Origin of the sequence: Phenylobacterium sp. (genome assembly GCF_036495085.1) — a bacterium.
Lineage (GTDB): Bacteria > Pseudomonadota > Alphaproteobacteria > Caulobacterales > Caulobacteraceae > Phenylobacterium.
Genome location: NZ_DASXNL010000069.1, coordinates 15038 through 39781, shown reverse-complemented (window position 1 = coordinate 39781; position 24744 = coordinate 15038). Strand labels below are relative to the sequence as shown.

The window sequence follows — 24744 nt, the reverse complement described above, 5'->3', positions numbered from 1 at the left end:
GTGACCATGTCCTCAATGGGGCGCTAAAACGATGGTCAATCCGCAAACCTGGTGAAACACCGCCCCCGTCGACGGCGATGTGAAGCGGCCTCAGATGGACAAGACGTCCCTCAGGGCGCCTGCAACCTTGCCGACGTCGCTCTCAGCCATGCCGGGATAAAGCGGCAGGGAGAGGCATCGGTCGTACCAGGCCTCAGCGCCGGGCAGGTGCAGCTCGCCGTAGCGCGCCCGGTAGTAAGGCTGGCGGTGGACCGGGATGTAGTGGACCTGCGAGCCGACGCCGCGTTCCCGCAGGCCGTCGACCACCCGGCGACGCGTCACGCCTGCCGCCTCGAAGTCGATCAGCACGCACATCAGGTGGAGGACGGGGTCACTCCAGGACGGACGCGCCGCGATCCTCACGATCGGAGCCAAGGGGGCGAGCGCCGTATGATAAGCGCCGGCCAGCGCGCGGCGACGGGTCGCGAAGCGGCCGAGCTTGGCGAGCTGCGACAGGCCGAGCGCGCAGAGGATGTCCGGCAAGCGATAATTGAACCCCGGCTCGTGCATCTCGTACCACCAGGGCTCGGAGCCTTGGGGCCGCAACATGCCGTGGCTGCGCAGGGCGCGCAGACGCTCGGCCAAGCCTGCCTCATTGGTCGTGACCATGCCGCCTTCACCCGTGGCGATCGTCTTGACCGGATGGAACGAGAAGGTGGCCATGGCGGCGTGGCGCGCATCGCCGACCCGCTCGGCGACACCTCCAAAAGTCATGGTCGTGCCGAGCGCATGAGGCGCGTCCTCGACGAGAACGGCGCCCGCCTCGCCGGCCAGCGCCCCAAGTCCCGGGAGGTCGACGGCGTCGCCGCGCAGATGGACGGGAAGCACCGCCCGCAGCCGCCTCGCCCGCACGCGCTTCAGCGCATCGGCGAGGGTCTCGGGGGTCATCAGGCCGCTTAGCGGATCGACGTCGGCGAAAACCACCTCGGCGCCGACGTAGCGGGCGCAGTTGGCGGTGGCGAGAAAGGTGATCGAGGGGGTGATCACCGCCTCCCCCGGCTGCACCTCCAGCGCCAGCATGGCCAGATGCAGCGCGGCCGTGCCGTTGGCGCAGGCCACGGCATGGCGCGCACCCACCGTTTCGGCGAAAGCCCGCTCGAAGGCCTCGACCGTAGGCCCCGTCGTCAGGAAGTCGGCCTTCAGGGCCTGGACCACCGCAGCGATGTCGTCATCCTCGATGGTCTGGCGACCGTAGGGGAGGACCGGGTCGGCCATATTAGTCGTTCGCCCGGCGCAGGCGGCGAGGCGAGGCGTTTTCGAGCAGCGCCAGCAGGCCGTCGCCGCTCAGCCAATCGTCGTTTGTGTCGCTTGCGTAGCTGAAGCCCTCCGGAAGCGCCGCGCCCTTCAATCCGCAACGGGTGTATTCCACGAAGGCGGGCTCGATGGCGTAGCGGTCGCCCAGGTCGACGGTGCCACGCGCATCGTCGGCCGAGATCATCATCTCGTGCAGCTTCTCGCCGGGCCGGATCCCGACCACCTTGATCGGCATGCCGGGCGCCATCGCTTCAGCCAGGTCGGTCATCTTCATCGAGGGAATCTTCGGCACAAAGATCTCGCCCCCGGCCATCAGAGAGAGCGACGAAAGCACGAAGTCGACGCCTTCGTTGAGGGTGATCCAGAAGCGTGTCATCCGCGGGTCGGTGATCGGGAGCTCCGTCACGCCTTTGGCGATCAGGCGCTGAAAGAGCGGGGCGACGGACCCACGCGAACCGACCACATTGCCATAGCGCACGACCGAAAAGCGCGTCCCGATGTCGCCCGACAGATTGTTGGCCGCCACGAAGGTCTTGTCCGACGCAAGCTTGGTCGCCCCATAGAGGTTGATGGGATTGCACGCCTTGTCCGTGGAAAGCGCAATCACCTGCTTCACGCGATTGGTCAGGCAGGCCCAGACCACGTTCTCGGCGCCGAGGACATTGGTGTGTATGCACTCGGAGGGATTGTACTCGGCCGCAGGGACCTGTTTGAGCGCCGCGGCGTGGACAATGATGTCAACGCCACGACTGGCCAGGATCAGCCGTTCGCGATCGCGTACGTCGCCGAGAAAGAACCGCAAGGCCGACATCTTGGGCGGCGCGAACCGCTCGGCGAGGTCCGCCATCATCTCGCTCTGCTTCAGCTCGTCGCGAGAATAGACGATCAGCTTGCGCGGACTGGACCGCGTCAGCACCGTTTCGACGAAGCGCCGCCCGAAGGATCCCGTGCCCCCCGTGACGAGGATGACCTTGCCGTCAAGGTCGAGTGTGGTCGGCGCAAATCGGCCCAAGGCGCGCTCCGGACAGGCGGCGAATCTTAACGTTCGCTCCCCTTGTGGCGGACGGTCGTAAAGAGACCGCTAACCATAGGCGCCGTGCAATGACGCCATGAGACGCCGCGATCTCCTGGCCCTGATTTCCATAGCCGCAGCCCTGCGCCCGGCCGCGGCCGGCGCCTGGGCGGCGGAGGAAAAGAAGAAGAAATCGGGCGGCGTCAGCTACGTGCCGATCGACACCCTCACGGGAACGACCACAAGGGGCGGCGGCGCGCGCGGCGTGCTCAGCGTGGAATGCGGGCTCGACATCCCCGACCAAAAGCTGCGTGACCGGGCGCAGATCTCCATGCCCCGGCTGCGAAGCGCCTACGTCCAGGTGGTGATGACCTACGCGGCCGGCCTTCCGGCCGGCGCCGAGCCGAACGCCGACTTCATTGCGATGTCCCTGCAACGCCAGACCGACCTGGTGCTAGGTCGGCCCGGCGCCCGTGTGCTCGTCGGGGCCATCATGGCGAACTGACAGCGGACCTGCGTCACATCGCGCTGATGCCGCCGTCGAGCTTCATCTCGGCGCCGGTCATGAACTTGCTCTCGTCGGAGGCCAGGTAGAGGCAGGCGTTGGCGATATCGTCCGGTTGGCCGATGTGGCCCAGCGGCACCTGCCGGCCGAGCTTGGCCTCGGCCTCGTCCTTGCCGAACCGCTGGCGCAGGGGATCGAGGATCGGTGTGTCGATGAAGGTCGGGTGGACCGAGTTCGAGCGGATATCCAGGCCCTGCTTGGCGCAGTGCAGCGCGATGCCCTTCGACAGCAGCCAGACTGCAGCCTTCGAGGCGTTGTAGGCCGGCGAATTGTGCGCGGCGATCAGGCCCGCGATCGAGGAGATGTTGACGATCGACCCCGGCTGGTGCGCCCGCATGTATTTCAGCGCGTGCTTGGTTCCGAGAAACACGGAATCGACGTTGACGCTCATCACCGTCTTCCAGTCCTCGAGGCTGAGGTTCTCGATGTCGCCACCCCGACTGATGCCGGCGTTGTTCACCAGGACGGAGATGCCGCCCATGGCTTCATCGGCCTCCTCGAGGGCGAAGATCCACTGATCCTCCTTGGTGACGTCGAGCGGAAAGGCGAAAGCGACGCCCTCGCCGTGAGCCGCGTTGATCTGCGCAGCGACTGTCTTGGCGCCTTCGAGATTGATATCAGCCAGCGAGACCTTGGCGCCCTCGGCAGCCAGCTTGCGCGCCATGGCCGCTCCCAGCCCCTGTGCGGCGCCGGTGATGAACGCCTTCTTGCCCGCGACCCGTCCCGACATGTGATCCGTCTCCCTGAAACCCGACTGGCCGCGCCAGGCCGCCTGTCGCCCGCGCGCAGTTACTTGTTCTTCGGTCCCTTGCGCCGAAGGCGGTCCAGCGCCTCGGGCGGAATGGGCTCTGTCACCGGATTTGGCTCGACGGCGCCGGAGGACAACACCGCCCGATCGATGAACTTCGCCAAGTCTACGTCCAGCTCCGTCACGCCGTCGGCGTCGTGTGTCGTCAGCAGGATGTCTACCCGCCCGTAGACGTTGCTCCACTCGGGATGATGGTCGAGCTTTTCGGCCTGCATGGCGACGCGGCTCATGAAGGCGAACGCAAGGCTGAAATTCGGAAAGGCGATGGAGCGACGGATCGCCTCGCGCTCGCCGGCGGCGGCCTTCCAGGCCGGCAGCTGCTCGAGCGCGGCCGCGAGCGACATCTTCTTCGGTCTGCTCATTCGAGCTCCTCCCCGTCGAAGGCCAGTCCGGTGGCGTCCGACAGCTCCGCCAGAGTCTGGTCCACATCCACCACCTTGATCGCCCGCATCCCAAGCGCGGCGGCCGGCTTGCAGTTGATCCCCAGGTCGTCGAGGTAGACGCAGGCCGCCGGCTGCACCGCCAGCAGTTCACACATCATGGCGTAGATTTTGGGGTCTGGCTTGCGGACGCCGGCCTTCGAGCTCTCGATGATCGCGTCGAACAGCGGCATTATCTGGCCCATGGCGCCGGCGGCGCGCTGGATCTCGTCCTGCCCCGGGCTGTGCATCGAGACGACATTGTTGGTGATGCAGCCGACCTTGAAGTGCTTCTTGCAGGCCTTGAGCGCGGCCACCATCCGCGGCCGGACCGATCCGGAGAGCAGGGGCAGGACATCGGCGCCCCGCACCGGATGCCCAAGCGCCGTCGATTCGACGAGGAACAACTGGTCAAAGCGGGCGGCATCGACCTCATTGCGCTCGAACAGGGCCCAGGCGTTGTCGTGATGGTTGGTCGCGTTGATTCGGCGGATCAGGTCCTTCGGCAGGCCGTTCTCAGCCTCGAAGCGATTGAAGGCCTCGAAGGGCGAGGAGGTGAAAACCCCGCCGAAATCCCAGATCACCGCCTCGATACCTGCCTTGGCCGCCATGTCGCACTCCGCCTCGCGATGAGGCGCCGGACGCTAGAGAGGCAGGCGCGGACGTGCAAGTAAGGGACATGCTTCCATATCGCCTGCCCAGGCCACTGCGCCTGGCCCTCTACGCGCTGGCCACCGCGATCCTGCTCTACCTGTGCCTCGCACCCAGCCGCGACCTGCCCAAGGTCAACCTTTGGGACAAGGAAGAGCACGCCATCGCGTGGTTTGTGCTGGCCGCGACCGGATTACTGCTCTCGCCCAGGCGACCCCGGGCTATCGCCCTCTACGCGTTTGGCGTCGGAGCGTTCGTCGAGGTCGCACAGGGTCTGATGGGCCTTGGCCGCGACGCTGACTGGCATGACCTGGCGGCCGACAGCGTCGGCATCGTCGCGGCCTTCATCGGCTATCTTGCGATTCGGCTGGCCGCGCGGCGCTCACGTTCGCGCGTCTACGCCCGACCGTGACCTTGCGGCATCTACCCTGGGAGGAAGCCGCCGACTTCCAGATCGGCCTGAAGCCCATCGCGCTTGCCGACTGGCTGGAGGGCGGCGAGGCCGATGCCGCGGTCCGCAAGGACGCCCTTTTCGCCCGCCACCTGGGCCTCGTCTGGGCTGAGGCCGAGGGCTCGCGTCAGGCCCAGGAGGAGGTGCTGGAAATGGTCGGGGCCGCGCTCGGCCCGGCGCCCGTTCCCGCCGGGCTGCCGCCGCTCTACGCCGCCTCCCGGCGCGTTCCCGACGACCTCTGCCTCATGGAAAAACGTGACAGCCAGTGGCGCCTGACCGCCCTGTCGCTCTCGGCGGGCAGCTTCTTCACCGCCGAGGAGGTGATCGGACGCAGCCTCGCTGAACTGCACGACCCGGTGACCGGATTCGGCGAGCGGTTCTTGGTGCGCGTGCAGCGGATTTTCGATGGGCTGCGTCCGGAGCTGCTGCTCGAGCGACGCAACTGGACTGTGCTCAACTCCGACGCCCTGCACACGCCCTCGTCCGCGCCGATCCGCGCCAGGATCGGCGAGATCGACGCCACCACGGCTGGACGGGCCCTCAACTTGCGCGTCGAGCGTCAGACCCTGCGTCGCCTGCCGCGCACCGGCGGCGTGCTTTTCACCATCCGCGTGTGGCTGGCGCCGCTGGACAGCCTGCGGGGCGATCCCGTCCGCCTCGCCGGTTTTGCCCGGGCCTGGCGCAGCGCCACGCCACAGCTGCGCGCTTACAAACGCTTCGAGCTATATGACGATCTGGTGGCGAGCTTCCTGCGCGACGCCGGCGCAGGCGGCGCTTCTGGGCTCTGACGGGTTCAGATCGAGCGATACGATCCCCGATATTCCTGGATTTTCGAGCCGGATCCGAAGCGAGGCAGAGACGCAGGCGCTTGATCGAGAGAGATTCTCTAGCGGCTGTGCAACACGATAGCCTCATGCGTGCGTTCGACGCGGACCGGCGCATAAGCCTGCAGGCGGCGCAGGACGTCGGGCTCGCTGTCGGTGATCAGGACTCCGGAGAAGCGCAGCCCTGCAGTGCGCATGTCGGCCACTCGCACGGGGACCGCAAAGCGACGGCTGAGGTCTGCGGCGACCTCGGAGAGGGGCTGGTCGCGGTAGATCAGTTGGCCGCTTGTCCAGGCGAATGCCGCCTCAGGATCGGAGACCTTGAGGATCGCGCCAGCCTGGCCCTCCGTAAGGAGCAGCTGCTGCCCGACCGTGACCCGCACGGCCGGGGCTTGCGGCGAATTGGCAGGGCGGACTTCGACCACCCCCCGGCGCACGGTCAGCGAGACCTTGTCCGCCCGGTGGCGCAGGTTGAACTCGGTGCCCACCACCCGGACCTGGCGGTCACCGACGGTGATCAGGAACGGTCGCTGCGGATCGTGCGCCACATCAAACACGGCCTCCGCGTCGGCCATCTGCACCTGGCGCGTCCTACGCCCGAGGCTCACGGAGATGTTCGACGAGACGTTCAGTCGGATATGGGTGCCGTCGGCGAGTTGGATCTGCTGCGTCTGTCCGTCGGCCGTCCGGTAGACCCTGGCCGGGGCGTCCGGCGCAGGCCACAGCCCGATGCCGACGGCCACGACGAGGCTGGCGGCCAGCGCCGCTCCAGCCCCCAGCCAGACCCGCCGGCCGGGACTGCGAACTGCGGCTCTTGCGGGTCGGCGGCGGTGAGCGGCCAGCAGCGGCCGTCCGCCAAGTTCCCGGGCCAATTGCGCATGTTCGAGATCGACCCACAGATCCTCGAGACGTTCGTAGGCCAGCGCATGCGCAGGCGACGCCTGCAGCCAACGCTCGAACGCCAGCCAGTCGTCGCCTGTCGCGGCCTCTCCCTGGAGGCGCGCAAACCATCCGGCGGCTTCCTCGGCGGCCCGGCCCGCGCTGTCGATGTCGTCGGTCCTGCTCATCGACCCCTTGCCCGCGGCTTGGCGCACCGGCCTTCCCCGATGAGATGACGCCGCCGCCGGGCCCGCTCCTCTGAATAACACGTTACGCAAATCTGGTGATCCGTCACGGAAGCCGATCCAGAAGGTGCTTCAGCGCGGCCATCATGTGCTTCTCCACGGCGCTGCGCGAGATGCCGAGAGCGACGGCGACCTCGGGGTGACTGAGGCCTTCAAACTTGTGCATGCGGAAGACCCGTTGGGTCTGCGGGCTGAGTTCTTCGATCGCCGCGGCGAGGAGGGCCAGTCGCTGCCGTGCAGCAACAGTCGCTTCGGCGCTGGGCTCGGACGAGATCTCCTCGCCTCCGACCCGCATGGTCTGACTGTCAAGCCAGACGCCGTCGCGCTGGGCGGTGCGGCGATCGCCGCGCAGGCGGTCGAGCATCAGATTGGACCCAAGGCGATAGATGTAGGCCATCGGGTTCTGGATTTCCCCGGAATTTTCGAGGCACGACAAGCGGACGTAGATGTCCTGCACGAGATCCTCAGCGGCGGCGACCGAGCGGAGGCGAACGGTGAAGAACCGAACAAGGTCGGCGCGCCGCTCCAGATAGAGCCGGATCAGCTCCGCTTTGCCCTCTTCGTGCCGACTCACATCTACCCCGCCGCCGTGCGGCTCAAAATCAAGCGCCTTCTGCCCGAATCGCGGGCGGCGCGGGCGTCACCATCGTGCGGGTCGCGCCCGGCGCCAATGGCTTGAGGACGAGCCGCCGAGGGTTCTGCCCCATCGAGAGGTTCCCACCTCAGGATGGCGCGGGTATTAGGGCGCATGCTCGCTCCGGCCGTGAATTCCTCAAGCCACAAAGCCGCCTCGCGGGCACGGCGCCCCGGCGTCGCCGCGACCCTCGAACTGGGCGTCGTCATACCGACTTTCAAGGAAGCGCCAAACATTGCGCCCCTGCTGGCGAAGCTGGAAGCCGCGCTCGCAGGCGTGGCCTGGCAAGCCATCTTTGTCGACGACGACTCGCCCGACGGCACGGCTGCGGCAGTGAAGGCGATCGCAGCGACCGACACCCGGGTGATCTGCCTGCACCGGATTGGCCGCCGCGGCCTGGCCGGCGCGGTGATCGAAGGCGCCATGGCCAGCGCCGCTCCCTTTGTAGCGGTGATCGACGGCGATATGCAGCACGACGAGACCCTGCTGCCGCAAATGCTGCGTCTCCTGCAGGAGGACCGCGCCGACGTGGTGGTGGGAAGCCGCTACCTGGCGACCGGAGAGGCAAGCGCCAGCGCCTTGGGCGCCCGGCGCGAGGCCGGCAGCCGCCTCGCCAACTGGTTGGGTCAGCGCGTGCTTCGCGCGAACGTCACCGATCCGATGAGCGGCTTCTTCATGATCCGCCGCGAGCTGGTCGAGGCTGTCGCCCCGGCGCTGGCGACCTCGGGCTTCAAGGTGCTGTTTGACATCCTCGCTTCACAGAAGACCGCGCCGCGCTACCTCGAGCTGCCGTATGAGTTCCGCGCCCGCGTTGCCGGCGACAGCAAGCTCGATAACGGGGTGGTCATCCAGTACCTGGGTCTCCTGCTTGCCAAGATGAGCCGGGATTTGATCTCGCCCAGGTTCATCATGTTCGCCCTGGTCGGGGCGAGCGGGGTCGGCGTCCACCTCCTGATCCTGCGCTCGCTCCTGCACTACGGCTTTTCGGCTGCGCAGCTGAGCGCCGCCCTTGGGGCGATGACCTGGAATTACCTGATCAACAACGCCGTCACATATCGCGACCGGCGAAAGCGTGGGCTGGGCCTGCTGGTCGGCTACTTCAAGTTCGTCTTCCTTTGCAGCATCCCGCTGGCGGCCAACGTGGCAGTCGCCACCATGGTCTATGAGCGTGGGCCGTCCTGGTGGGTCGCAGGCATCGCCGGCGCCGTCGTGGCGGCGGTTTGGAACTACATCACGACGTCCCGAGCCGTCTGGTGAGGGCGAGCATGCTCGACACGCGCCGCAGCATCCTGCTGCTGGCCGTGGCGCTCACCGCCCTGCGGATCCTGGCCGCCGGCGCCATCCACCTGACCGAGGACGAGGCCTACTACCGGCTTTGGGCGCAGCACCTCCAGTTCGGCTACTTCGATCACCCTCCGATGATCGCCTGGTGGATCCGCCTCGGCCGACTTGTCGCCGGGGATACCGCGCTTGGCGTCCGGTTGTTGCCGGCGCTGGCCAGCGGGCTCAATACCTGGCTGATCGGCGACCTCGCCCTCAGGCTGGGCGCCCAGACCCGCACCGCCTTCCGCGCGGCCCTCTGGTACAACGCCACCCTGACCGTCTGCCTCGGCGGGATGCTCGCCATTCCCGATGCTCCTGCGAGCCTCTTCTGGACGCTGACCCTCTGGGCGCTGGCCCGATTCTGGAACGGGCGGCGAGCTGTCTGGTGGCTCGCAGCCGGGGTTTCGGCCGGTCTGGCGGTGCTGTCCAAGTATTCCGGCCTGTTCCTCGGACCGGGCGTGCTGCTCTGGTTGCTGGTCATCCCCGGCGGATCCGCGCAGCTGCGAAAGCCCGGCCCCTGGGCGGCCCTCGTATTGGCCGCGCTGGTCTTCTCCGTGAACGTGGCGTGGAACGCCCAACACCATTGGCTGACTTTCGATAAGCAATTCGGCCGGGTGGCCGCTCATGGCCTGACGCCAGCGTATCTTGGAGAGTTCCTCGGGACCCAGATCCTGCTCTTTACCCCGCTGATGGCCGTCTATGCGGCGATGGGAATGCGCCAGGGATGGCGCGAGCGCGCCCAGGCCGGCGCCGTGCAGCTCGCCTTGCCGATAGCGACTTCGGCCCCGTTCGCCGCCTATCTCGTGATCCACAGCCTGCATGACCGCGTGCAGGGCCACTGGCCGGCGCCGCTGTTCGGGGCCCTGGCGATTTGCGCCGCGGTGGCGGCCGAGCGGTCGGGCGAGACCCGCCTCGCCCGGCTCGCGCGCTGGCTGGCCCCAGCGCTCGGGTTCGGAGCCGGCGCCGTTGCTTTCGCGCTGATGGCCTTGGCGGGGCCTACGTCGCTTGGGCCTCTCGACCCGACGTTGGCGCTGCGCGGTTGGCCGGAGTTTGCAGGCGAGGTCGAGCAGATCAGGGCCCGCACCGGCGCCGCGTGGGTCGGGACGCTGAGCTATGGCGTCTATGCGCAGCTCGATGACGAAGGCCGCATCAAAACCTCGCTCCTGCAGGTCAATGAACGCGACCGGTATTGGCTCGCCGATCCGCATCGGCCTGACCTCGCGCGAGCCGGCCTCATCGTCGACATTTCCCGCAGGGCGAACCGCACCGACATACTTCGCTGCTTTGAAAACGTCACACCCGTCAGCGACCTTTCTCGCGCCGGTGGGGTGGGGAAGAACCAGCAGTACGGCGTCTTCCTGGTCTCAGGCCCGAGACGCGATATCTGGACTGAGGGTTGCCCCAAAGAAGTCACGCGCGGCGTCTGGCGCTGACTTGCTGGATCCGAAGTCCGGATGAGGATCGCAACGCCGCTCGCTAGAAGTTCCGACTTATCCCGACGCCGAAGGTGCGCGGGCGCAGCGGTGTCGCCTGGCTTGCCCGTGTCCGGCTGAAGGGATTGCCGTAGGCGAACGTATTGCCGGTCTCATCCGTGACATTGTCCACATAGGCGTCGAACTGCCAGGCTTCGGCGGTCAACGCCGCGGCGACACGGCCCGATGCATAGCCGCCCATCGCGTTGCCGGCGCCGCCATCGAAGGTCAGGTAAGAGGCTCCCACATAGGCGACCTGCGCGCCGGCTTCAGCGCCGAATCTGCCGATCTTCCAGCGGTAGCGCACGTCCGCCGCGCCCATTGCGTAGGGAACGCCCGGCAGGCCGATATCCCGGCGGGCGGGAAAAACATCCGCCGCGCGCGTGATCGATGGATCTTCCAGCAGGACGTTGGCGCGAAGCTGCAAGTGCGCGTCGGGCCGCCAGACCGCTTCGGCCTCAAGGCCGGTGTTCGAGCCATCTCCGATGTTGACCGTCATCGGCAGCCCCGAGGCCAGCCGCTGGTCGGTCTGCAGGCCACGCCAGTCAGCGTGAAAGAGTGCAGCGCGCAGCGTCAGGGTCTGGTCAAGCAGTGGCAGGCCCGCGCCCAGCTCGTAGCTCCACAGGTGATCCGGCTTGAAGCGCGCGGCCACCCACTCCAGCGTCCCGCCGCCCGCCGCCGCCGGGATGTTGAAACCACCGGCGCGGTAGCCTTCCTGGACCTGGGCGTAGACCAGCAGGTCGTGGGTCGCCGCGTAGCTGACGCGCAGCTTGGGAGCCACCCCGTCGTCGGTCAGGCGGCCGCTCATGGGCGCAACGGGCGCAGCTGCGATGCCGAACTCGCCTGCGCGAGTCTCGACACGCGTGATGAACCAACGAGCCCCGCCAGTGAGCGTGATCCGCGACGTAAGGTCGTAGTCGAGCTCCCCGTAGAGCGCGCCCTCGGAGAGTTGATCATGCCGCTGGTAGATGGATCGCGCGGGCTCCGGCGGCGTGACGCCGACCAATTGGGCGGCCTCGAATTCGTCGGAGTAGGAAAAGAACGCCCCGGCGAGCCATCTGAGCGGCCCTGGGCCCTTTGATGACAACAGGCCCTCCGTCGCCCACAGCTTGATCCGCCGGTCCTCGTCGAATGCGCCTCCCGTGCGCGAGCCGCCCGCCCCCCGGAAAGCGCCGGTGGCGTCATAGCGCGCGCCGGTGCGGTGTTCGATGTACGCCGTCGAGATCTTCAGGTCGGCGGCGGATCCGCTGTGTGACGCGGTGATCCCGAGTTCGGAAAAATCGGCGCTGTTGGGCTCACGGACGTTCGCATCGCGGGTGAGCGGCCCATCGTGGCCCTGCGTGTACTGGCTGTCGGCGGTCGCGATCGATTGCTGTGCGTAGCCGCCTTGCAGCTGCCAGCCGTCCCCGGCGTCAATCAGGCCCGCCAGCCGCCCACCGGTCCGGCGGGTGTGATTGACGTCCGAAAGGTGCAGAACGGGATTGTCGATGTAGCCGCCGTACTCGTCGCTATAGAACACGGCGCGAACCGCACCGCGGCCGCCGGCGAGCGGCAGGTTCATCATCCCGTCGAAGAATGCGGAGCCCGCGCCGTGCTGGGTCAGCGCGCCCTCGGCCGAGACGGCGCCCGACGCCGTCGTGACATCCGGCCTGGCGGTGACAATCCGCACGATCCCGCCGATCGAGCCTGAACCGTAGAGCGTGCCCTGCGGCCCCCGGAGCACTTCGACCCGGTCGATATCGGCCAGTTTCAGGTCGGGATCCGGGGCGTTGTAGGTGATCGGGACATCGTCGAGATAGAGGCCCACGGTCGATTGGGTCTTGCCGGTGAACGAGCCATCGGACAGGCCGCGAACAAAAATCTTGTTACGGCCCGAACCCAGGTTGGTGACCGCCACGCTTACGATCTGGGCCGCCACCTTATCGAAGCTTTTGCCGCCCAACGCCCGCACGTCATCGGCCGACAACATGCTGACCGCCGAGGCGCTTCTGGTCAGCAGTTCGGGACGTTTCTCAGCGGTGACCACGAGCTCGTCGATCCGCGGGGGCGCATAGGTTTCCGTCTCGAACCGGCGCGTCGGCGTGACCGCGGGCGCGATCGGGCGCCCCGTAATGCGGAAGCTGGTGGCGTCCAGCCGCTCGAAGCCGCAACCCGGCGGAAGCAAAGCAGCCAGGGCTTGCGCCGGCGTCATCGAGCCGGATACGGCGCGCGATGTTCCAGCACAGCCGCGCGCCGGCAATCCGCCCACTGAGCCCCCGGCTTGCACCGCAAAACGAATCAGCGCGGTTTCGAGGGGTTCGGGCGGGAGCTGGAAGACCCGCACTTCAGCCGCGCGCGCCAGACTGGGCGCACACAGAAGCGCCACAAGGCTGGCGCAGGCTGCGGCCACAGTGCCCCTAGCGCTCCTCGGGCTGAGATGGTTGTCTGTGAGCGACGTCATGCCGAGCGTGAGCTCCCCCGAGGACCGAGGCGACCAGATCAATGCGGAGAAGTCCACTGGCCTTGCTTGATCCCCAACCCTCCGAGCCGAGCGCCGATTTGACGCTCCGGGCCCGCGACGCCTGCCGCGCCCGTTTCGCCGAAAGCCTGCGGAGCGCCGAAGTCAGCGACGATCCTTATCGTCACTGGCTGCTGCGTGACGTCCTGCCGGACGACATGGCGGCCGCCCTGGAAGCGCTGCCGTTCCCCGCCCCTGTGCTGGACGGCGTATCCGGCTCGCGCGAAATCCACAACAATACTCGCCGCTACGTGGACGCTGCCGCCATCGCCGCCCATCCCATGTGCCGCAGCTTGGCCGACGCCTTCCAGCATCCCGAGACCGTCGCGGCGATCGAGGAGTCGACGGGCGCCAGCCTGGGCGGTTGCTGCTTGAGGATCGAATACGCTCAGGACACCGACGGCTTCTGGCTGCAGCCGCACACCGACCTCGGCGTGAAGAAGTTCACCTTGCTCTACTATCTCGGCCCAGAGGGCGCGCCGGACCTCGGCACCGATGTCTATGTTGACGCCAAGACCTGGTCGCATCGCGCCCCGTTTGAGCCTGGCGCGGCCCTGGTCTTCGTGCCCTCAGACCGCACTTGGCATGGGTTCGAACCCCGACCGATCCCGGTGGTGCGCAAGTCGCTGATCATCAACTACGTGACCGAGGAATGGCGGGCCCGCGAACAGCTCGCCTATCCGGATTGCCCGGTCACCGGGCGCTCGCAGGCCTGAGGCCCGCGGACCCGGTCACGCCACGATCGGCAGGGTGACGATAGCCGTGACGCCATCGCCGGGCGAGGAGGTCAGCTCGATATCGCCGCCGTGGGCGCGTGCGGTGGTTCGCGCAATCGGCAGCCCGAGTCCTACGCCGCCCTTGTCGAGGTTGCGGGAAACATCCGTCCGGTAGAAGGGCTGGAACACCCGGCCGAGGTCGTCAGCCGAAAGGCCCGGGCCCTTGTCGGCGACAGTGACGATGGCCTGCTCGCCTTCGCGGCGGACGTCGATGCGCGCCTCGCCGCCGTATTTCACGGCGTTGTCCACCAAGTTTGAGAACAGTCGCTGGAGCGCGACAGGGTCGCCATCAACGGTCACCGGACGGCCGTCGACGATTTCCACCTGTCCCCCCACCATCGCGGCGTCGTCGGCCACACATTCGATGAGCGACAGCAGGTCCAGCTTTTCACGCCGCCGCGGCGCGCCCTCGTCGCGGATGAAGGCCAGCACCCCGCCGATCATCTGCTCCATCTGATCGACGTCGGAAAGCACCGACTCCTTCACGGCCGGCGGGGCCGCCTCAAGCTTGAAACGGATACGCGCAAGTGGAGTTCGCAGGTCATGGCTGATCGCCCCCACCATCGCCGTGCGGTCAAGGATGTAGCGCTTGAGCCTCCCCTGCATTTCGTTGAAGGCCTGGGCCGCCGCGCCGACCTCGGCGGGGCCCTTCAAGGCCATCTGCGGAGCATGCGGATCGCGTCCGAGTGTCTCGGCGGCTTCGACGAAGCGGCGCAGAGGCGCTGAAATTCGCCGCGCGAACAGATAGCCGGCTGAAGCAACCAGCAAGAAGCCGGCCATCAGCCAGGCCCCAGCCTGCAGCTGCCACTCAGTCGGAAATGGCTCCGGCGTGGAACGCACGACCGTCCAGCTTCCATTGTCCTCCTGAAGCGCCGCGGCGAAGTCGCCGAAAATCGGCATTTCCGGCCCGCCCCCAAAGCGCCGCCATCCGCCGCGCCCCCAACCGGGCGGCTGGTCGCCGGGGCCCCGGCTGTCCGGGGCGCCGCTTTGCGAACCCTGGCCGTCGCCTCGCGGCCGCGGATCGGTCTCGAAAGGCGAAGCTCCCATCGGACCGCTGCGATCGGGCCCGCGCGGCGGCGGCGCGCCCGTCACCGCGCGGCGCAACCGCCAGAGAGGCGAGGCGTCCTGCGCCTCCAGCCGAACGCTGGTCTCCGGAGCGCCGAGCGCCCGGGCGAGCGCGGCCAGCGTGCGCTCATGCTCGCGATGCGGCGCAACCAACTCGGCGGGTAGTGTGGGCGTGATTGTGCGGATCATCGGCCGGCCGAACCGAGTCTTGAGCGGACCGCCATGAATGGCGGCGGCGACATCGGCTACGCGGTAGACCGGCGGTCTCGGCGGCGGAATGAGCAGGATGACCCCGAAGCTGATCGCCTGGGAGACGAGGAGGCTGACGAGCAGGAGGATCACGAGCTGCAGGCTGATCGGCGCCCGCGGCCAAGGGCGGCGATCTCCCGCCGGCTCGGCTTTGCTCACGCCCGCGTCACCTTGGCGTCAAACAGGTATCCGGCCCCCCGATAGGTCTTGATGATCTCGCCCTCGACAGAGGCGTGCAGTTTACGCCGCAAGCGGCTTATCTGTACGTCGACCGCACGATCGAAGACTTCGGTCTGGGAGCCGCGAGCCTGCTCGAGGAGTTGGTCGCGCGACAGGATGCGTTGGGGATTTTCGAGGAATACGCTCAGCAGCGAGAACTCCCCGCCGGTAAGCAGGATCGTGGTGCCATTGGGCGCGCGCAGCTGCCGGCGCAGGGTGTCCACGACGAAGCCCTGGAAGTGATAGGTCTTACCTCGCCGCGGCGCGCCGCCGTGCACCTCGTCCAGCCTGCGAAACACCGCCCGCACCCTCGCCAGCAGTTCGCGCGGGCTGCAGGGTTTGGGGAGGTAGTCGTCAGCGCCGAGTTCCAGACCGAGCACGCGGTCGACCTCGTCGCCCATCGCGCTGACCATGACGATGGCCGGGCCGCCGGTTTCCGACAGTCGCCGGCAGATGGATAGCCCATCCTCGCCGGGCAGCATGACGTCGAGCACGATCAGGTCGATGGGCGCAGAGGCCAGAGCCTGCTCCATGCTGGCGCCATCGCTGGCCGCATGAAGATGGTAACCGTGCTCGCGGAGGTAGCCGACCACCTGTTCACGCAGTTCCGAGTCGTCGTCGACGACAAGGATATGGCGGGCCGGAAGGACGCTGGCTTGGGTGTTCATGGCCTCTCCTTCCCGATCATTGTGGCGCAGCGACTACCGCGACGCCACAATCCATATTCGACGTCGCTCCGGTCGCATTTTCAGCCCCACGGCGGGCCGCCAGGCGGGCCACGGCGCGGGCCGTCGAACCCGCGGCCGCCGAAGCGGCCTCCCTCGCGTCCACGGCCGCCGCTCTTCATCCGCATGAGCGCGTCGAAAACCTGACGCTGGTCGGGGGCGAGCGACGCGTAGAAGGCGCGAACGGTTGCAGTGCGCGCCTGGCGGGCCTGAGCGCGTTCGGCGTCGCGACGGGCCATCTCGTCCAGCCGCTGCGGGGTGGTCATGGCCTCGGTCGGCGGCGCGCGATGTTCCGGCGCCCCGCCCATCGGGCGCGTCTGCGACTGCAGGAACGCCGTCAGCGCGGGCTCCTGGTCGGGACGCAGACGCAGAATGATCCTCAGGTCCTGAGCGCGTTGGCGTTCGCGCGCTTCGCGCATGGCCTGGAACTGCGATGACGCCTGGCGAGGACCGCCGGGGTCAGTCTGGGCCCATGCCGCAGGTGCGGCGACGGCAAGGGTCAAGGTCAGGGAAAGAGCAGCCGTGCGGATGGTCGATCGCATGAAGGGATTCCCAAAAGGTTGTCTGTCCGCTTGTTGGCACAGCTCGTTTTCGGGCGAATTTCGCCACGCGCAACGCCTGCGACACCGGTCCGACACAGAGCCCGTCCCAGCCAGGCTGTGCCGTGATGCAAGCTATTGGACGTGAACGCGTTTTCGTCTAAGCGTCATCGGCGGGGTCGCGCCGGGTCTCCCTGGCGAGGAAATCAACGCGCGGCGCAGGCCAGGGGAATGTATAGACGTGGGCAAGTGTTTCGCTCTGCAATGCAGCCGAAACATTCGGGACACTCGGACCGCTGCCCCACAAGATATCCACAGGGCGGAGCCATCCCCTCGACACAATCATGCTCAATCGATCGACCGGTCGTGAGGAACTTAAGTAAATGACCGAGTATTATTCACCGAACGTCGCCACGACGCCGCGGCTCGGCCGGCGCCGGACGGGATTCCTGCGATTCGGGCCGCCCTTGGTCAGCCTCACGGCTTTGATCTGGGCCGGCCAGGCGCTTGCCCAGACGACGATCGGCTCGGAAACCACGGCGCCGCTTGCGACCTCGACCAGCGGCGACATCACGATCACCACCAGCGGCACCATCAAGCCCGCATCCGGCACTGCCGTGACCATCGACAGCAACAACGCCGTCAGCAATTCCGGCGTCATCCAGTTCCAGAATGTCGACAACGCCACTGGCATATTGGTCAACGGCGGTCACACCGGGTCGGTGACCAACAGCGCCACCCTTACGGTCAGCGAGTCCTCTCCAACGACGACCGACTCCAACGGGATCATCCACGGCCCCTTCGCCACGGGGACCAATCGATTCGGCGTGCGTGTGGTTGGGCCCGGCGATTTCACGGGATCGATCACCAACGCGGCAAGCGGGGTGGTTACGGTCGCCGGCAACAACTCCTTCGGCATCTCAGTCGAGACGAACCTCAACGGCTCGATCGGGCAGCTGGGGACCCTGACCCTCACCGGGTCCAACAGCGTTGGCCTGCGGACCACCGGGACCGTTACCGGCGGCGTCACGGTGGGCGGGACTCTCGCGACCAGCGGGCAAGGCGTGCAGGCGATAGCGTTGGGCGGCGACGTGGGCGGCCAGCTGTATATCAACGGCACCGTGACCTCGACCGGCTATCGCTACACGACCCGCAGCACCGACCCCACCTTCCTTGGCCGCCTCGTAGCCGACGACCTCCAGCAAGGCGGACCGACCGTCACCGTGGGCGGCAGTGTCGGCGGAGGCATCCTGGTCGACTCGACCAGCACCACCGATTCCAGCGGCACGGTGACCAGCGTCGTTGGCGCCATCACCTCCTCCGCCGCCGCCCCTGCGCTGATCGTCGGCGCAGCTGGCCGTGACGTCCACATCGGGGACGTCGGAACGGGGGCTGACGCCTTCGGGATCGAGATCAAGGGATCAGTGCTTGGCGCCGGCGTCTACGACGGCATCAGCGCCACGGCGATCCAGCTCGGCGTACCGGGAGGCGGAGCGGTCACGACGGGCGATGGCATTCGTATCACCGGCACAGTCGGGGCGACGGCATTTGCGGCAGGCGCCACGGCCCTGCAGTTGAACTCAGGGGTGTCAGCGCCGGTCATTCGCAACGAAGGCTCCCTTACCGCGGTCATGAGCTCCGATGCGGCGGGCGCTTCGGCCCGCGCCCTGGATATCGAAGCCGGCGCCACTGCGCAGGCGCTGCAGAACGCCTCGAACCTCTCGGCCACGGTGGCGGGCCAGAAGGCCGACGCGATCGCCATCGTCGACAAGTCCGGCACGCTTGTTGAGATCGAGAACATTCGCACGATCAGCGCCACGCGGACCATTACCGACACGACGCAGGCGGTTACCGGCCGAGCGATCGCCATGGACCTGTCGGCGAATACGACCGGGATCCACATCCTGCAGAGCGACGTAAGCGGCGGGGTGACCCTGCCTTCGATTACGGGCTCGGTGCTGCTGGGCTCCGGCGCAGACCGCGTCGAAATCCTTGCGGGATCTCTCACAGGCGACCTTGATCTGGGCGCCGGCGCGAACAGCTTGACCATCGACGGCGGCGCGACGGTCAAAGGTGCACTGACCGCCGGCGGCGGGACCCTGGCGCTTTCCGTCGGCCAGGGCACGCTGCAGATGCAGACCGCGAGCCACTTGTCGCTGACCGGCCTCACGCTCGGTTCCGGCTCCAGCCTGATCTTCACCGCCGATCCCGTAGCGGGCATGGCCACCAAGCTGGACGTCGCCGGAACGGCGAGCATCGCCGGCGGCGCCAAGATCGGCGTGCGGCTGGCGGACCTCCTGCAGACCAGCGCGACCTACACCCTGATCCGCGCCGACCACCTGACGGCCGGCACGATCGACTCAAGCCTCCTGGGCTCCGTACCCTTCCTCTACAATTCCAGCCTGACGACCGACACGACCGCCGGCACCGTGAGCGCGACGCTTGTGCTCAAGACCGCCGCCGAACTGAACTTGCCGGCGACAACAGCCGACGCCTACCTGCCGCTGATCCAGAACATCGGCAGGGACCCGGGCATCACAGGAGCGCTGCTCGCGCAAACCGACCGCGCGGGCCTGATCAGCCTCTACAACCAGCTGCTGCCCAACCATTCGGGCAGCATTTTCAACATCGCCGCGGCCAGTATCGGCGCGTTCTCGCGGCCGATCGACGACCGGCGCGACCCGCTGGGCGGCGGCTTCTGGTTGCAGGAGACCGGCCTCGGGATATTCGCTGACGGCAAGACGGATGTGCCCGGCTACAGGGGCTGGAGCCTCGGCCTGGTCGGCGGCTACGAGCTTCCGCGCGAGCGGTTCGGCATCCTGGGCGCCACGCTTGGGATCAGCACCAATCAGATCTATCCCGACGACGTCGACAGCGCAGAGGATCTGCACTCGACGCTGATGGACGCCGGCATCTACTGGCGCGCCAGCCGTGGCGGCTTCTCCGCCAACGTGAGACTTGGCGGCGACTATATGAAAGTGACCAGCAAGCGGGTGATCGCGGTGCTGGGCGGCGACGGTCTGGCGGTCCTGCGCACTGCCGATGCCGACTGGCCCGCCTGGGGCTTCAACGCCCATGGAATGGTCAGCTACGAACAGCGCCTCGGTCACTACTATGTGCGGCCTCAGGCGACCCTCGACTACATCGCCTTGACGGAGGAATCCTACACCGAGAGCGGCGGCGGCGACGGCATGGACCTGTCCGTCAAGTCGCGGACCAGTTCGCGGCTGGCGGCCTTCGCAGGCGTCGCCGTCGGCGCGACATACGGCCCCGACAATTGGTGGGGCCCCGAAATCCTGGTCGGCTACAAGGGCGTCGCCGCCGAGACGCTCGGCGACACCACGGCCCGCTTCGCCGCCGGCGGCGACTACTTCGTGCTGCACGCCGATGAGATCTCCGGACAGGGCGCGGCCGCTCGCATTTCGGTGAAGGGCGACAACGGCTCTGCCGGCTTCGCCATGGAAGCCGGCGCCGAAGCACGCGACAGCCTGGCGATCTACGATCTTCGCCTCGCCGCCCACGTACAGTTCTAGCAGCGCTTCGGGTTTCCGGGGCAGGGGCGTCCATCGCCTCTGTCCCGCCGGGGCCTGCAAGGTCCTGCTCGTCCGAACCACAGCTTAAGCCGCCGCGAGGCGCGGCCGCCCCAGGGCCCCACGCTACGGAGGCTCCCCGGCGCCTCCGTAGGGTTAGACCCTATGGCCGGTCGAGCTTTGGCGCACCACTGTCCGCGGCAGAGGGATGAAGAGCTGCGGAATGGGCCACGCCCGCGCACGCCGCAGTCCTGCCGGCGCGCGGAGTGCAGCAAGATGGCACGAACCTTCCTACACTTGGCGACGTCGGCGATCTTCCTGTTCGGCACCTATCCCGAGATCGCCTGGACGCAGCCCGCTCCCGCGCCGCAAGCGCCGGCGCACCCGGTCGGGGCGGCCGCTGGAAACACGGTCGAAGCCTTCACCGACGAGCAGCTTGACGCGATGCTGGCGCAGATCGCGCTCTATCCCGACGAGTTATTGACCCAGACGCTGATGGCCACGACCAACCCGGCGGACATCGTCGCCGCGAACCGCTGGCTGGCCGAAAATAATCACAAGGCGCTGAAGGGAAAGGATCTCGAAGCGGCGCTGAAATCGAAGCCCTGGGACCCTTCGGTGAAGTCGCTCGTGCCGTTCCCGCAGGTGCTGGACACCTTGGACAAGCACCTCGATTGGACCCGGCAGATCGGTTACGCCATGGAAGTCCAGCAGCCTGACGTGCTGAATTCCGTCCAGCGCCTGCGCGGCAAGTCCGTGGACGCCGGGCACCTGAAGTCCAACGAGCAGATCAAGGTCGTCACCGAGCCTACACCGCCTCCGCCCGCGGGCGAAGCCGCGCCGGCCGGCACGCCGTCGCAGACCATCGTCATCGAGTCGGCGAACCCAGAGGTCGTATATGTGCCGAGCTACAATCCGGGCGTGGTCTACGGCGCGTGGCCCTATTCCGCTTATCCACCGGCCTATTACCCCTATCCGTACGGCTACTATCCCGGTGCGGCGCTCGCGACCGGGATCGCCTTCGGGGTCGGCGTGGCGATCACCGCCGGCCTATGGGGCTGGGCGCGGCCAGGCTGGGGCTATGGAAACGTCAACGTCAACGTCAACCGCTACAACAACATCAGCGGCGGCCGCTGGAACGGCGGCACGAACGGCAACTGGCGTGCGAACAACAACCGGCCCGGCGGCGGCGTGAACCGCCCGGGTGGCGGGCCCGTCGGGAACCCAGGCCGCGTCGCACAACGACCTGCTGACTTTGGCGGGCGCGGCGGGGCCGGTGGTCGCGGAGGCGTGGGCGGCGCGGGTGGCGTGGGTGGCGTCGGTGGCGTCGGTGGCCGCGGCGGTGTCGGCAGCGCGGGGGGTGGCGTCGGTGGCGTTGGTGGCGTGGGATCCCGTGGTGGGGTCGGCGGCGCTGGTGGCGTCGGCGGCGTCGGTGGCGTCGGATCCCGTGGCGGGGTCGGCGGAGCCGGTGGGGTCGGCGGCATCAGTAGCGCCGGCGGGCGCACTCACACTGCCCAACACGCCGGCGGGCGTTCGAGCTATGGCGGCAGTCATGCTGGAACCGGCGGGTCGAGTTATGGCGCAGGGCGCTCAAGTCATAGCGGAGGCCGCTCCAGCTCCGCCGGCGCCCGATCCAGCCACAGCGGAGGTCGTTCCAGCTATGGCGGCCACTCTGCCGGGCGCGGCGGTGGGGGCGGACACCGCGGCGGCGGCGGCGGTCGGGGCGGCCGTCGCTGACTCCGACCGGCGGTGTCGACGAGCCGACCTGACTTGAAACGGATCGCGGTCAGCGCCGCCTGAACGCCAGGCGCCGTTCTGCGCAGGCTTGGCCTTGGACCGAAGGACTGCGCATGATGGCCCGGTGAGCGGTGACGGAGAGAATTCATGAGCGACATTCTTGACCTGGGCGGACGCGTCGCCCTCGTGACCGGCGCCGGGCAGGGCGTCGGGCGGCAAATCGCGCTGCATCTGGGCGGCGCGGCCGGCAGCGGCGGCGTCGTGGTCAACGACTACGTACTCGACCGCGCCGAGGCTGTGGCCGAGGAGGTGCGCGCCGCAGGCGGCAAGGCCGTCGCCGCTCAGTGCGACGTCTCCGACCACGCAGCGGTCAAAGCCATGGTGGCCAAGGCAAGCGCGGAGCTGGGGTCCATCGGCGTGCTGGTGAACAACGCGGGGAACGCCGGCGCAAATCCTTCGGCCGAACTGCGCAAGCCCTTCTGGGAGACAGGCCCCGAAGTCTGGGACAGCTATGTCGGCGTGAACCTCTATGGAGTGATGAACTGCACCGCCGCGGTGATCCCAGGCATGCTGGAGCGCCAGGCGCCGGGCCGCATCGTCACGATCATTTCCGACGCCAGCCGCTGGGGTGACGCCGGCCTGGAGATCTACGCCGGCGCCAAGGCCGGCGCCGCCGGCTTCATGCGCTCGGTGGCCCGCTCGCTCGGTCGCTACCAGATCACCGCCAACTCGGTGGCCATCGCTCTGACGGAGACCCCTGCGGTGCAGCAGACGCTCCAAGGCGATCCGGACCGGCTGAAACGGACGTTGGAGAAATACATCATCCGCCGCCCCGGCCGTCCGGACGACATAGCCAACATGGTGCTTTTCCTGGCCTCGGACGCCTCCAGCTGGATCACCGGGCAGGTCTATCCCGTCAACGGCGGGTTTTCGTTCGCGCTCTGAGGCTGACCGGCGGACGGGGCGTCCTGAGCTTAGACTTGCCCGCTGTGCACGGGCACGAACTGCCTGGCGACGCCAGACATCGCAAGCCCGGCAAAGATCGCACCTGCCACCGCAACGATGCCCGCATGAAGGCCCCAGAAGGCCGTGGGCGAGACAGATTCGTACATGCCGCCCAGGCGCCCGCTGATCAGGCTCCCCGCAAAGATCGACAAGTAATAGACGCCGACCATCATGGCGTTCACCTTCTTTGGAGCGGTGTGGGTGTAGTAGGCGATGGCTACCGGCACGACCCACAGGTAGCCGAACGACTGGCCAAAATTGTCCATGATCACCCAGATCAGCGGGATCTTCGCCTGGGCGCCGAAGATCCAGCTCGCGGCGCCGTCCAGCAGCGTGAAGGCCGCCATAATGGCGCAGCCGAAAGCCATCTTCCCCATGTCACTGAAAGCGCGCCCCATCCTAAGTTGCCAGTCCCAGATGGTCAGAACCAGCGGGACCAGCCCCACGCAGATGATGCTGCCTAGGGACTGAATCCAGGCGATGGGCATCTGCCAGCCAAAGACGACCATGTTCACGTGGTCTCGGGTCCAGATGTTGTAGACATTCCATTGCTGGGAATTGACGATCCAGTAGAGCGTCAACGCCGGCAGCAGCCCGATCAGGAAGGCAATCGTCCGCCATTCCGCGCGCGTTAGCGGTGGACTTTCAAGGGCGCCCCGCCGGGGCGGATCGTCCGGGATGTATTTCGATCCCAGGAGATAAGTCGCCAGCCCGACCAGCATTCCGAAGCCGGCGAACCCGAAACCGAAGTGCCAGCCCCAGGTCTGGCCGAGCAGGCCGGTGATGATGGGGGCGATGAAGCCTCCGGTGTTGACCATGGCCACATAGATTTGCAGGCCCGAAGCCAGTCGCGAATCCCCTGAGGCATAGAGCCGTCCGACCTGAGCGATCAGATTCCCCCGCAGGAACCCCGCGCCCAGGATCAGAAGCAGTAGCGCCACAAGGAAGGACTGGTCGAAGGCCATAGCGAGATGGCCGCAGGTCATCAGGGCCGCACCGAGGATCACTGCATTCTTGCGGCCGATCAAACGGTCCCCGATGAATCCACCGAAGATCGGCGTGAAGTAAATGAAGCCGATGTAGAGGCCGAAAATCTGAGCGGCCAGCGCCTGGACACTGAGGGGGCCGGTGACGCCTTCGATCATCGCCCTAAAGACGGGGAAGCCGACGACCTTTTCCACGTGTCCCGGACGCAGCAGCTGCTCGGCAAGGTATAACGTGAGAAGCGCAAGCATCCCGTGGAAGGAAATTCGCTCCCAGAGTTCCGTGCCGGCCAGGGGAATAAGTCCCGTCGGGTGTCCGAATGTCCGGCGCTCAGCCGTCGGAATTGCAAGACTGCTGTCTATCGCCATGCCCACCCGATCTTGATTCAAGACACACGACGACAGACCATTCGCGCGAATGATGGAATAGCAACGATATTTGGGGAAAGTCTAGGTAATCACCTTCGAGGTCCGATCAGACGGCAACTTGGAATTCACACTGTTTTTGGACGTTCCGCTCCTGGCGACGCTTAGTGATTTTCTTTCGGCTGATGCTGCGGAACGCCTGCCCTGGGAACTGCCGGATTTGGCTGCGCTTCCGGTTTGATCGAGGCGCGAGTAGGTTGGCTTCGTGACAGTCACCGACGCCATGCCAAAGAATGCTGCAGCACCGATATCGATGACCCGGCGGGCGCTTTTTGACTTGGTCTGGTCAAAGCCGTTGGCCGCAATCGCCCAGGACTTGTCGCTCTCGCGTAACGGGTTGGCGAAAATCTGTGACCGCCTGCTGATACCTTATCCGGGACGCGGCTATTGGTCGAAGGCAGACGCAGTACGGCGGAG

General features: G+C 67.2%; 20 protein-coding genes and 1 pseudogene. 9 read left to right on the top strand and 12 right to left on the bottom strand.

The genetic code is table 11. The features are described 5' to 3' along the window. Positions 1-90: 90 nt before the first annotated feature. Both pseC and pseB read right to left on the bottom strand, forming a co-directional pair. On the bottom strand, positions 91-1254 hold the full coding sequence (gene pseC / locus VGI62_RS08425) for a UDP-4-amino-4,6-dideoxy-N-acetyl-beta-L-altrosamine transaminase (RefSeq protein ID WP_331503992.1): 1164 nt from the start codon (positions 1252-1254) through the stop codon (positions 91-93). Between the two features lies 1 nt (position 1255). Beyond that, entirely contained in the window at positions 1256-2305 is a 1050-nt protein-coding gene (gene pseB / locus VGI62_RS08420) for a UDP-N-acetylglucosamine 4,6-dehydratase (inverting) (RefSeq protein WP_331503990.1), read from the bottom strand. A 97-nt stretch (positions 2306-2402) separates the two neighbouring features. Between pseB and VGI62_RS08415 the strand changes: the two genes are divergently transcribed. After that, the gene (locus VGI62_RS08415; protein WP_331503988.1) at positions 2403-2810 is read left to right on the top strand and encodes a hypothetical protein; all 408 of its coding nucleotides are present in this window, start codon (positions 2403-2405) and stop codon (positions 2808-2810) included. 13 nt (positions 2811-2823) lie between these two features. On the opposite strand, the gene VGI62_RS08410 is transcribed toward VGI62_RS08415, so the two are convergent. The 3 genes and pseudogenes from VGI62_RS08410 to VGI62_RS08400 form a co-directional block, all read right to left on the bottom strand. Beyond that, on the bottom strand, positions 2824-3600 hold the full coding sequence (locus VGI62_RS08410) for an SDR family oxidoreductase (RefSeq protein WP_331503986.1): 777 nt from the start codon (positions 3598-3600) through the stop codon (positions 2824-2826). A 158-nt stretch (positions 3601-3758) separates the two neighbouring features. Next, positions 3759-4040: pseudogene (locus VGI62_RS08405) on the bottom strand (4a-hydroxytetrahydrobiopterin dehydratase); the annotation flags it as partial. Then, positions 4037-4708, bottom strand: a complete 672-nt coding sequence (locus VGI62_RS08400; RefSeq protein WP_331503985.1) for an HAD-IA family hydrolase — start codon at positions 4706-4708, stop codon at positions 4037-4039. The pseudogene VGI62_RS08405 and the gene VGI62_RS08400, both read right to left, overlap by 4 nt. Before the next feature lie 68 nt (positions 4709-4776). On the opposite strand from VGI62_RS08400, the gene VGI62_RS08395 reads away from it, so the two are divergent. After that, entirely contained in the window at positions 4777-5160 is a 384-nt protein-coding gene (locus VGI62_RS08395; protein WP_331503983.1) for a hypothetical protein, read from the top strand. Positions 5161-5162: 2 nt separating this feature from the next. After that, the gene (locus tag VGI62_RS08390) at positions 5163-5987 is read left to right on the top strand and encodes a heme-dependent oxidative N-demethylase subunit alpha family protein (protein ID WP_331503981.1); all 825 of its coding nucleotides are present in this window, start codon (positions 5163-5165) and stop codon (positions 5985-5987) included. Between the two features lie 98 nt (positions 5988-6085). Here VGI62_RS08390 and VGI62_RS08385 read toward each other — a convergent pair whose 3' ends face one another. Both VGI62_RS08385 and VGI62_RS08380 read right to left on the bottom strand, forming a co-directional pair. Then, the gene (locus VGI62_RS08385; protein WP_331503980.1) at positions 6086-7090 is read right to left on the bottom strand and encodes a FecR family protein; all 1005 of its coding nucleotides are present in this window, start codon (positions 7088-7090) and stop codon (positions 6086-6088) included. Positions 7091-7193: 103 nt separating this feature from the next. Beyond that, positions 7194-7721 carry a sigma-70 family RNA polymerase sigma factor gene (locus VGI62_RS08380; RefSeq protein ID WP_331503978.1) on the bottom strand — a complete coding sequence of 176 codons (528 nt, stop codon included), beginning with the start codon at positions 7719-7721 and terminating at the stop codon, positions 7194-7196. Positions 7722-7895: 174 nt separating this feature from the next. Here VGI62_RS08380 and VGI62_RS08375 point away from each other — a divergent pair, with 174 nt between their 5' ends. Further along, positions 7896-9038, top strand: a complete 1143-nt coding sequence (locus VGI62_RS08375; protein ID WP_331503976.1) for a glycosyltransferase — start codon at positions 7896-7898, stop codon at positions 9036-9038. Positions 9039-9046: 8 nt separating this feature from the next. Beyond that, on the top strand, positions 9047-10537 hold the full coding sequence (locus VGI62_RS08370) for an ArnT family glycosyltransferase (protein WP_331503975.1): 1491 nt from the start codon (positions 9047-9049) through the stop codon (positions 10535-10537). Positions 10538-10580: 43 nt separating this feature from the next. On the opposite strand, the gene VGI62_RS08365 is transcribed toward VGI62_RS08370, so the two are convergent. Further along, positions 10581-13016, bottom strand: coding sequence for a TonB-dependent receptor (locus VGI62_RS08365; RefSeq protein WP_331503973.1), 2436 nt, complete (start codon positions 13014-13016; stop codon positions 10581-10583). A gap of 62 nt (positions 13017-13078) precedes the next feature. Between VGI62_RS08365 and VGI62_RS08360 the strand changes: the two genes are divergently transcribed. Further along, complete coding sequence (locus VGI62_RS08360) at positions 13079-13789, top strand: 2OG-Fe(II) oxygenase (RefSeq protein WP_331503971.1); 711 nt, start codon at positions 13079-13081, stop codon at positions 13787-13789. Positions 13790-13804: 15 nt separating this feature from the next. Here VGI62_RS08360 and VGI62_RS08355 read toward each other — a convergent pair whose 3' ends face one another. From VGI62_RS08355 to VGI62_RS08345, 3 genes are all read right to left on the bottom strand, one after another. Further along, the gene (locus tag VGI62_RS08355; RefSeq protein ID WP_331503969.1) at positions 13805-15322 is read right to left on the bottom strand and encodes a HAMP domain-containing sensor histidine kinase; all 1518 of its coding nucleotides are present in this window, start codon (positions 15320-15322) and stop codon (positions 13805-13807) included. Then, a complete protein-coding gene (locus VGI62_RS08350) occupies positions 15319-16050 on the bottom strand; it encodes a response regulator (protein ID WP_331503967.1) in 732 nt (243 codons plus the stop codon). The genes VGI62_RS08355 and VGI62_RS08350 overlap by 4 nt, the downstream gene beginning before the upstream one ends. Before the next feature lie 80 nt (positions 16051-16130). After that, positions 16131-16649, bottom strand: a complete 519-nt coding sequence (locus VGI62_RS08345) for a Spy/CpxP family protein refolding chaperone (protein ID WP_331503965.1) — start codon at positions 16647-16649, stop codon at positions 16131-16133. A 380-nt stretch (positions 16650-17029) separates the two neighbouring features. Here VGI62_RS08345 and VGI62_RS08340 point away from each other — a divergent pair, with 380 nt between their 5' ends. The 3 genes from VGI62_RS08340 to VGI62_RS08330 all read left to right on the top strand — a co-directional run bounded on the left by VGI62_RS08340 (position 17030) and on the right by VGI62_RS08330 (position 22858). Then, on the top strand, positions 17030-20179 hold the full coding sequence (locus VGI62_RS08340) for an autotransporter outer membrane beta-barrel domain-containing protein (RefSeq protein ID WP_331503964.1): 3150 nt from the start codon (positions 17030-17032) through the stop codon (positions 20177-20179). Positions 20180-20452: 273 nt separating this feature from the next. Next, the gene (locus tag VGI62_RS08335; protein ID WP_331503963.1) at positions 20453-21913 is read left to right on the top strand and encodes a DUF3300 domain-containing protein; all 1461 of its coding nucleotides are present in this window, start codon (positions 20453-20455) and stop codon (positions 21911-21913) included. Between the two features lie 147 nt (positions 21914-22060). Next, positions 22061-22858 carry an SDR family NAD(P)-dependent oxidoreductase gene (locus VGI62_RS08330; RefSeq protein ID WP_331503961.1) on the top strand — a complete coding sequence of 266 codons (798 nt, stop codon included), beginning with the start codon at positions 22061-22063 and terminating at the stop codon, positions 22856-22858. Between the two features lie 29 nt (positions 22859-22887). On the opposite strand, the gene VGI62_RS08325 is transcribed toward VGI62_RS08330, so the two are convergent. Continuing rightward, complete coding sequence (locus VGI62_RS08325; protein WP_331503960.1) at positions 22888-24270, bottom strand: peptide MFS transporter; 1383 nt, start codon at positions 24268-24270, stop codon at positions 22888-22890. Positions 24271-24744 lie beyond the last annotated feature (474 nt).

Excerpts from the sequence above, each read along its gene's own strand:
- VGI62_RS08340 (WP_331503964.1), top strand. The coding sequence starts at position 17,030 with ATGACCGAGTATTATTCACCGAACGTCGCCACGACGCCGCGGCTCGGC.
- VGI62_RS08335 (WP_331503963.1), top strand. The coding sequence starts at position 20,453 with ATGGCACGAACCTTCCTACACTTGGCGACGTCGGCGATCTTCCTGTTC.
- VGI62_RS08345 (WP_331503965.1), bottom strand. The coding sequence starts at position 16,649 with ATGCGATCGACCATCCGCACGGCTGCTCTTTCCCTGACCTTGACCCTT.
- VGI62_RS08410 (WP_331503986.1), bottom strand. The coding sequence starts at position 3,600 with ATGTCGGGACGGGTCGCGGGCAAGAAGGCGTTCATCACCGGCGCCGCA.
- VGI62_RS08365 (WP_331503973.1), bottom strand. The coding sequence starts at position 13,016 with ATGACGTCGCTCACAGACAACCATCTCAGCCCGAGGAGCGCTAGGGGC.
- VGI62_RS08395 (WP_331503983.1), top strand. The coding sequence starts at position 4,777 with ATGCTTCCATATCGCCTGCCCAGGCCACTGCGCCTGGCCCTCTACGCG.
- VGI62_RS08375 (WP_331503976.1), top strand. The coding sequence starts at position 7,896 with ATGCTCGCTCCGGCCGTGAATTCCTCAAGCCACAAAGCCGCCTCGCGG.
- pseC (WP_331503992.1), bottom strand. The coding sequence starts at position 1,254 with ATGGCCGACCCGGTCCTCCCCTACGGTCGCCAGACCATCGAGGATGAC.
- VGI62_RS08385 (WP_331503980.1), bottom strand. The coding sequence starts at position 7,090 with ATGAGCAGGACCGACGACATCGACAGCGCGGGCCGGGCCGCCGAGGAA.
- VGI62_RS08325 (WP_331503960.1), bottom strand. The coding sequence starts at position 24,270 with ATGGCGATAGACAGCAGTCTTGCAATTCCGACGGCTGAGCGCCGGACA.
- VGI62_RS08370 (WP_331503975.1), top strand. The coding sequence starts at position 9,047 with ATGCTCGACACGCGCCGCAGCATCCTGCTGCTGGCCGTGGCGCTCACC.
- VGI62_RS08330 (WP_331503961.1), top strand. The coding sequence starts at position 22,061 with ATGAGCGACATTCTTGACCTGGGCGGACGCGTCGCCCTCGTGACCGGC.
- VGI62_RS08350 (WP_331503967.1), bottom strand. The coding sequence starts at position 16,050 with ATGAACACCCAAGCCAGCGTCCTTCCGGCCCGCCATATCCTTGTCGTC.
- VGI62_RS08415 (WP_331503988.1), top strand. The coding sequence starts at position 2,403 with ATGAGACGCCGCGATCTCCTGGCCCTGATTTCCATAGCCGCAGCCCTG.
- VGI62_RS08400 (WP_331503985.1), bottom strand. The coding sequence starts at position 4,708 with ATGGCGGCCAAGGCAGGTATCGAGGCGGTGATCTGGGATTTCGGCGGG.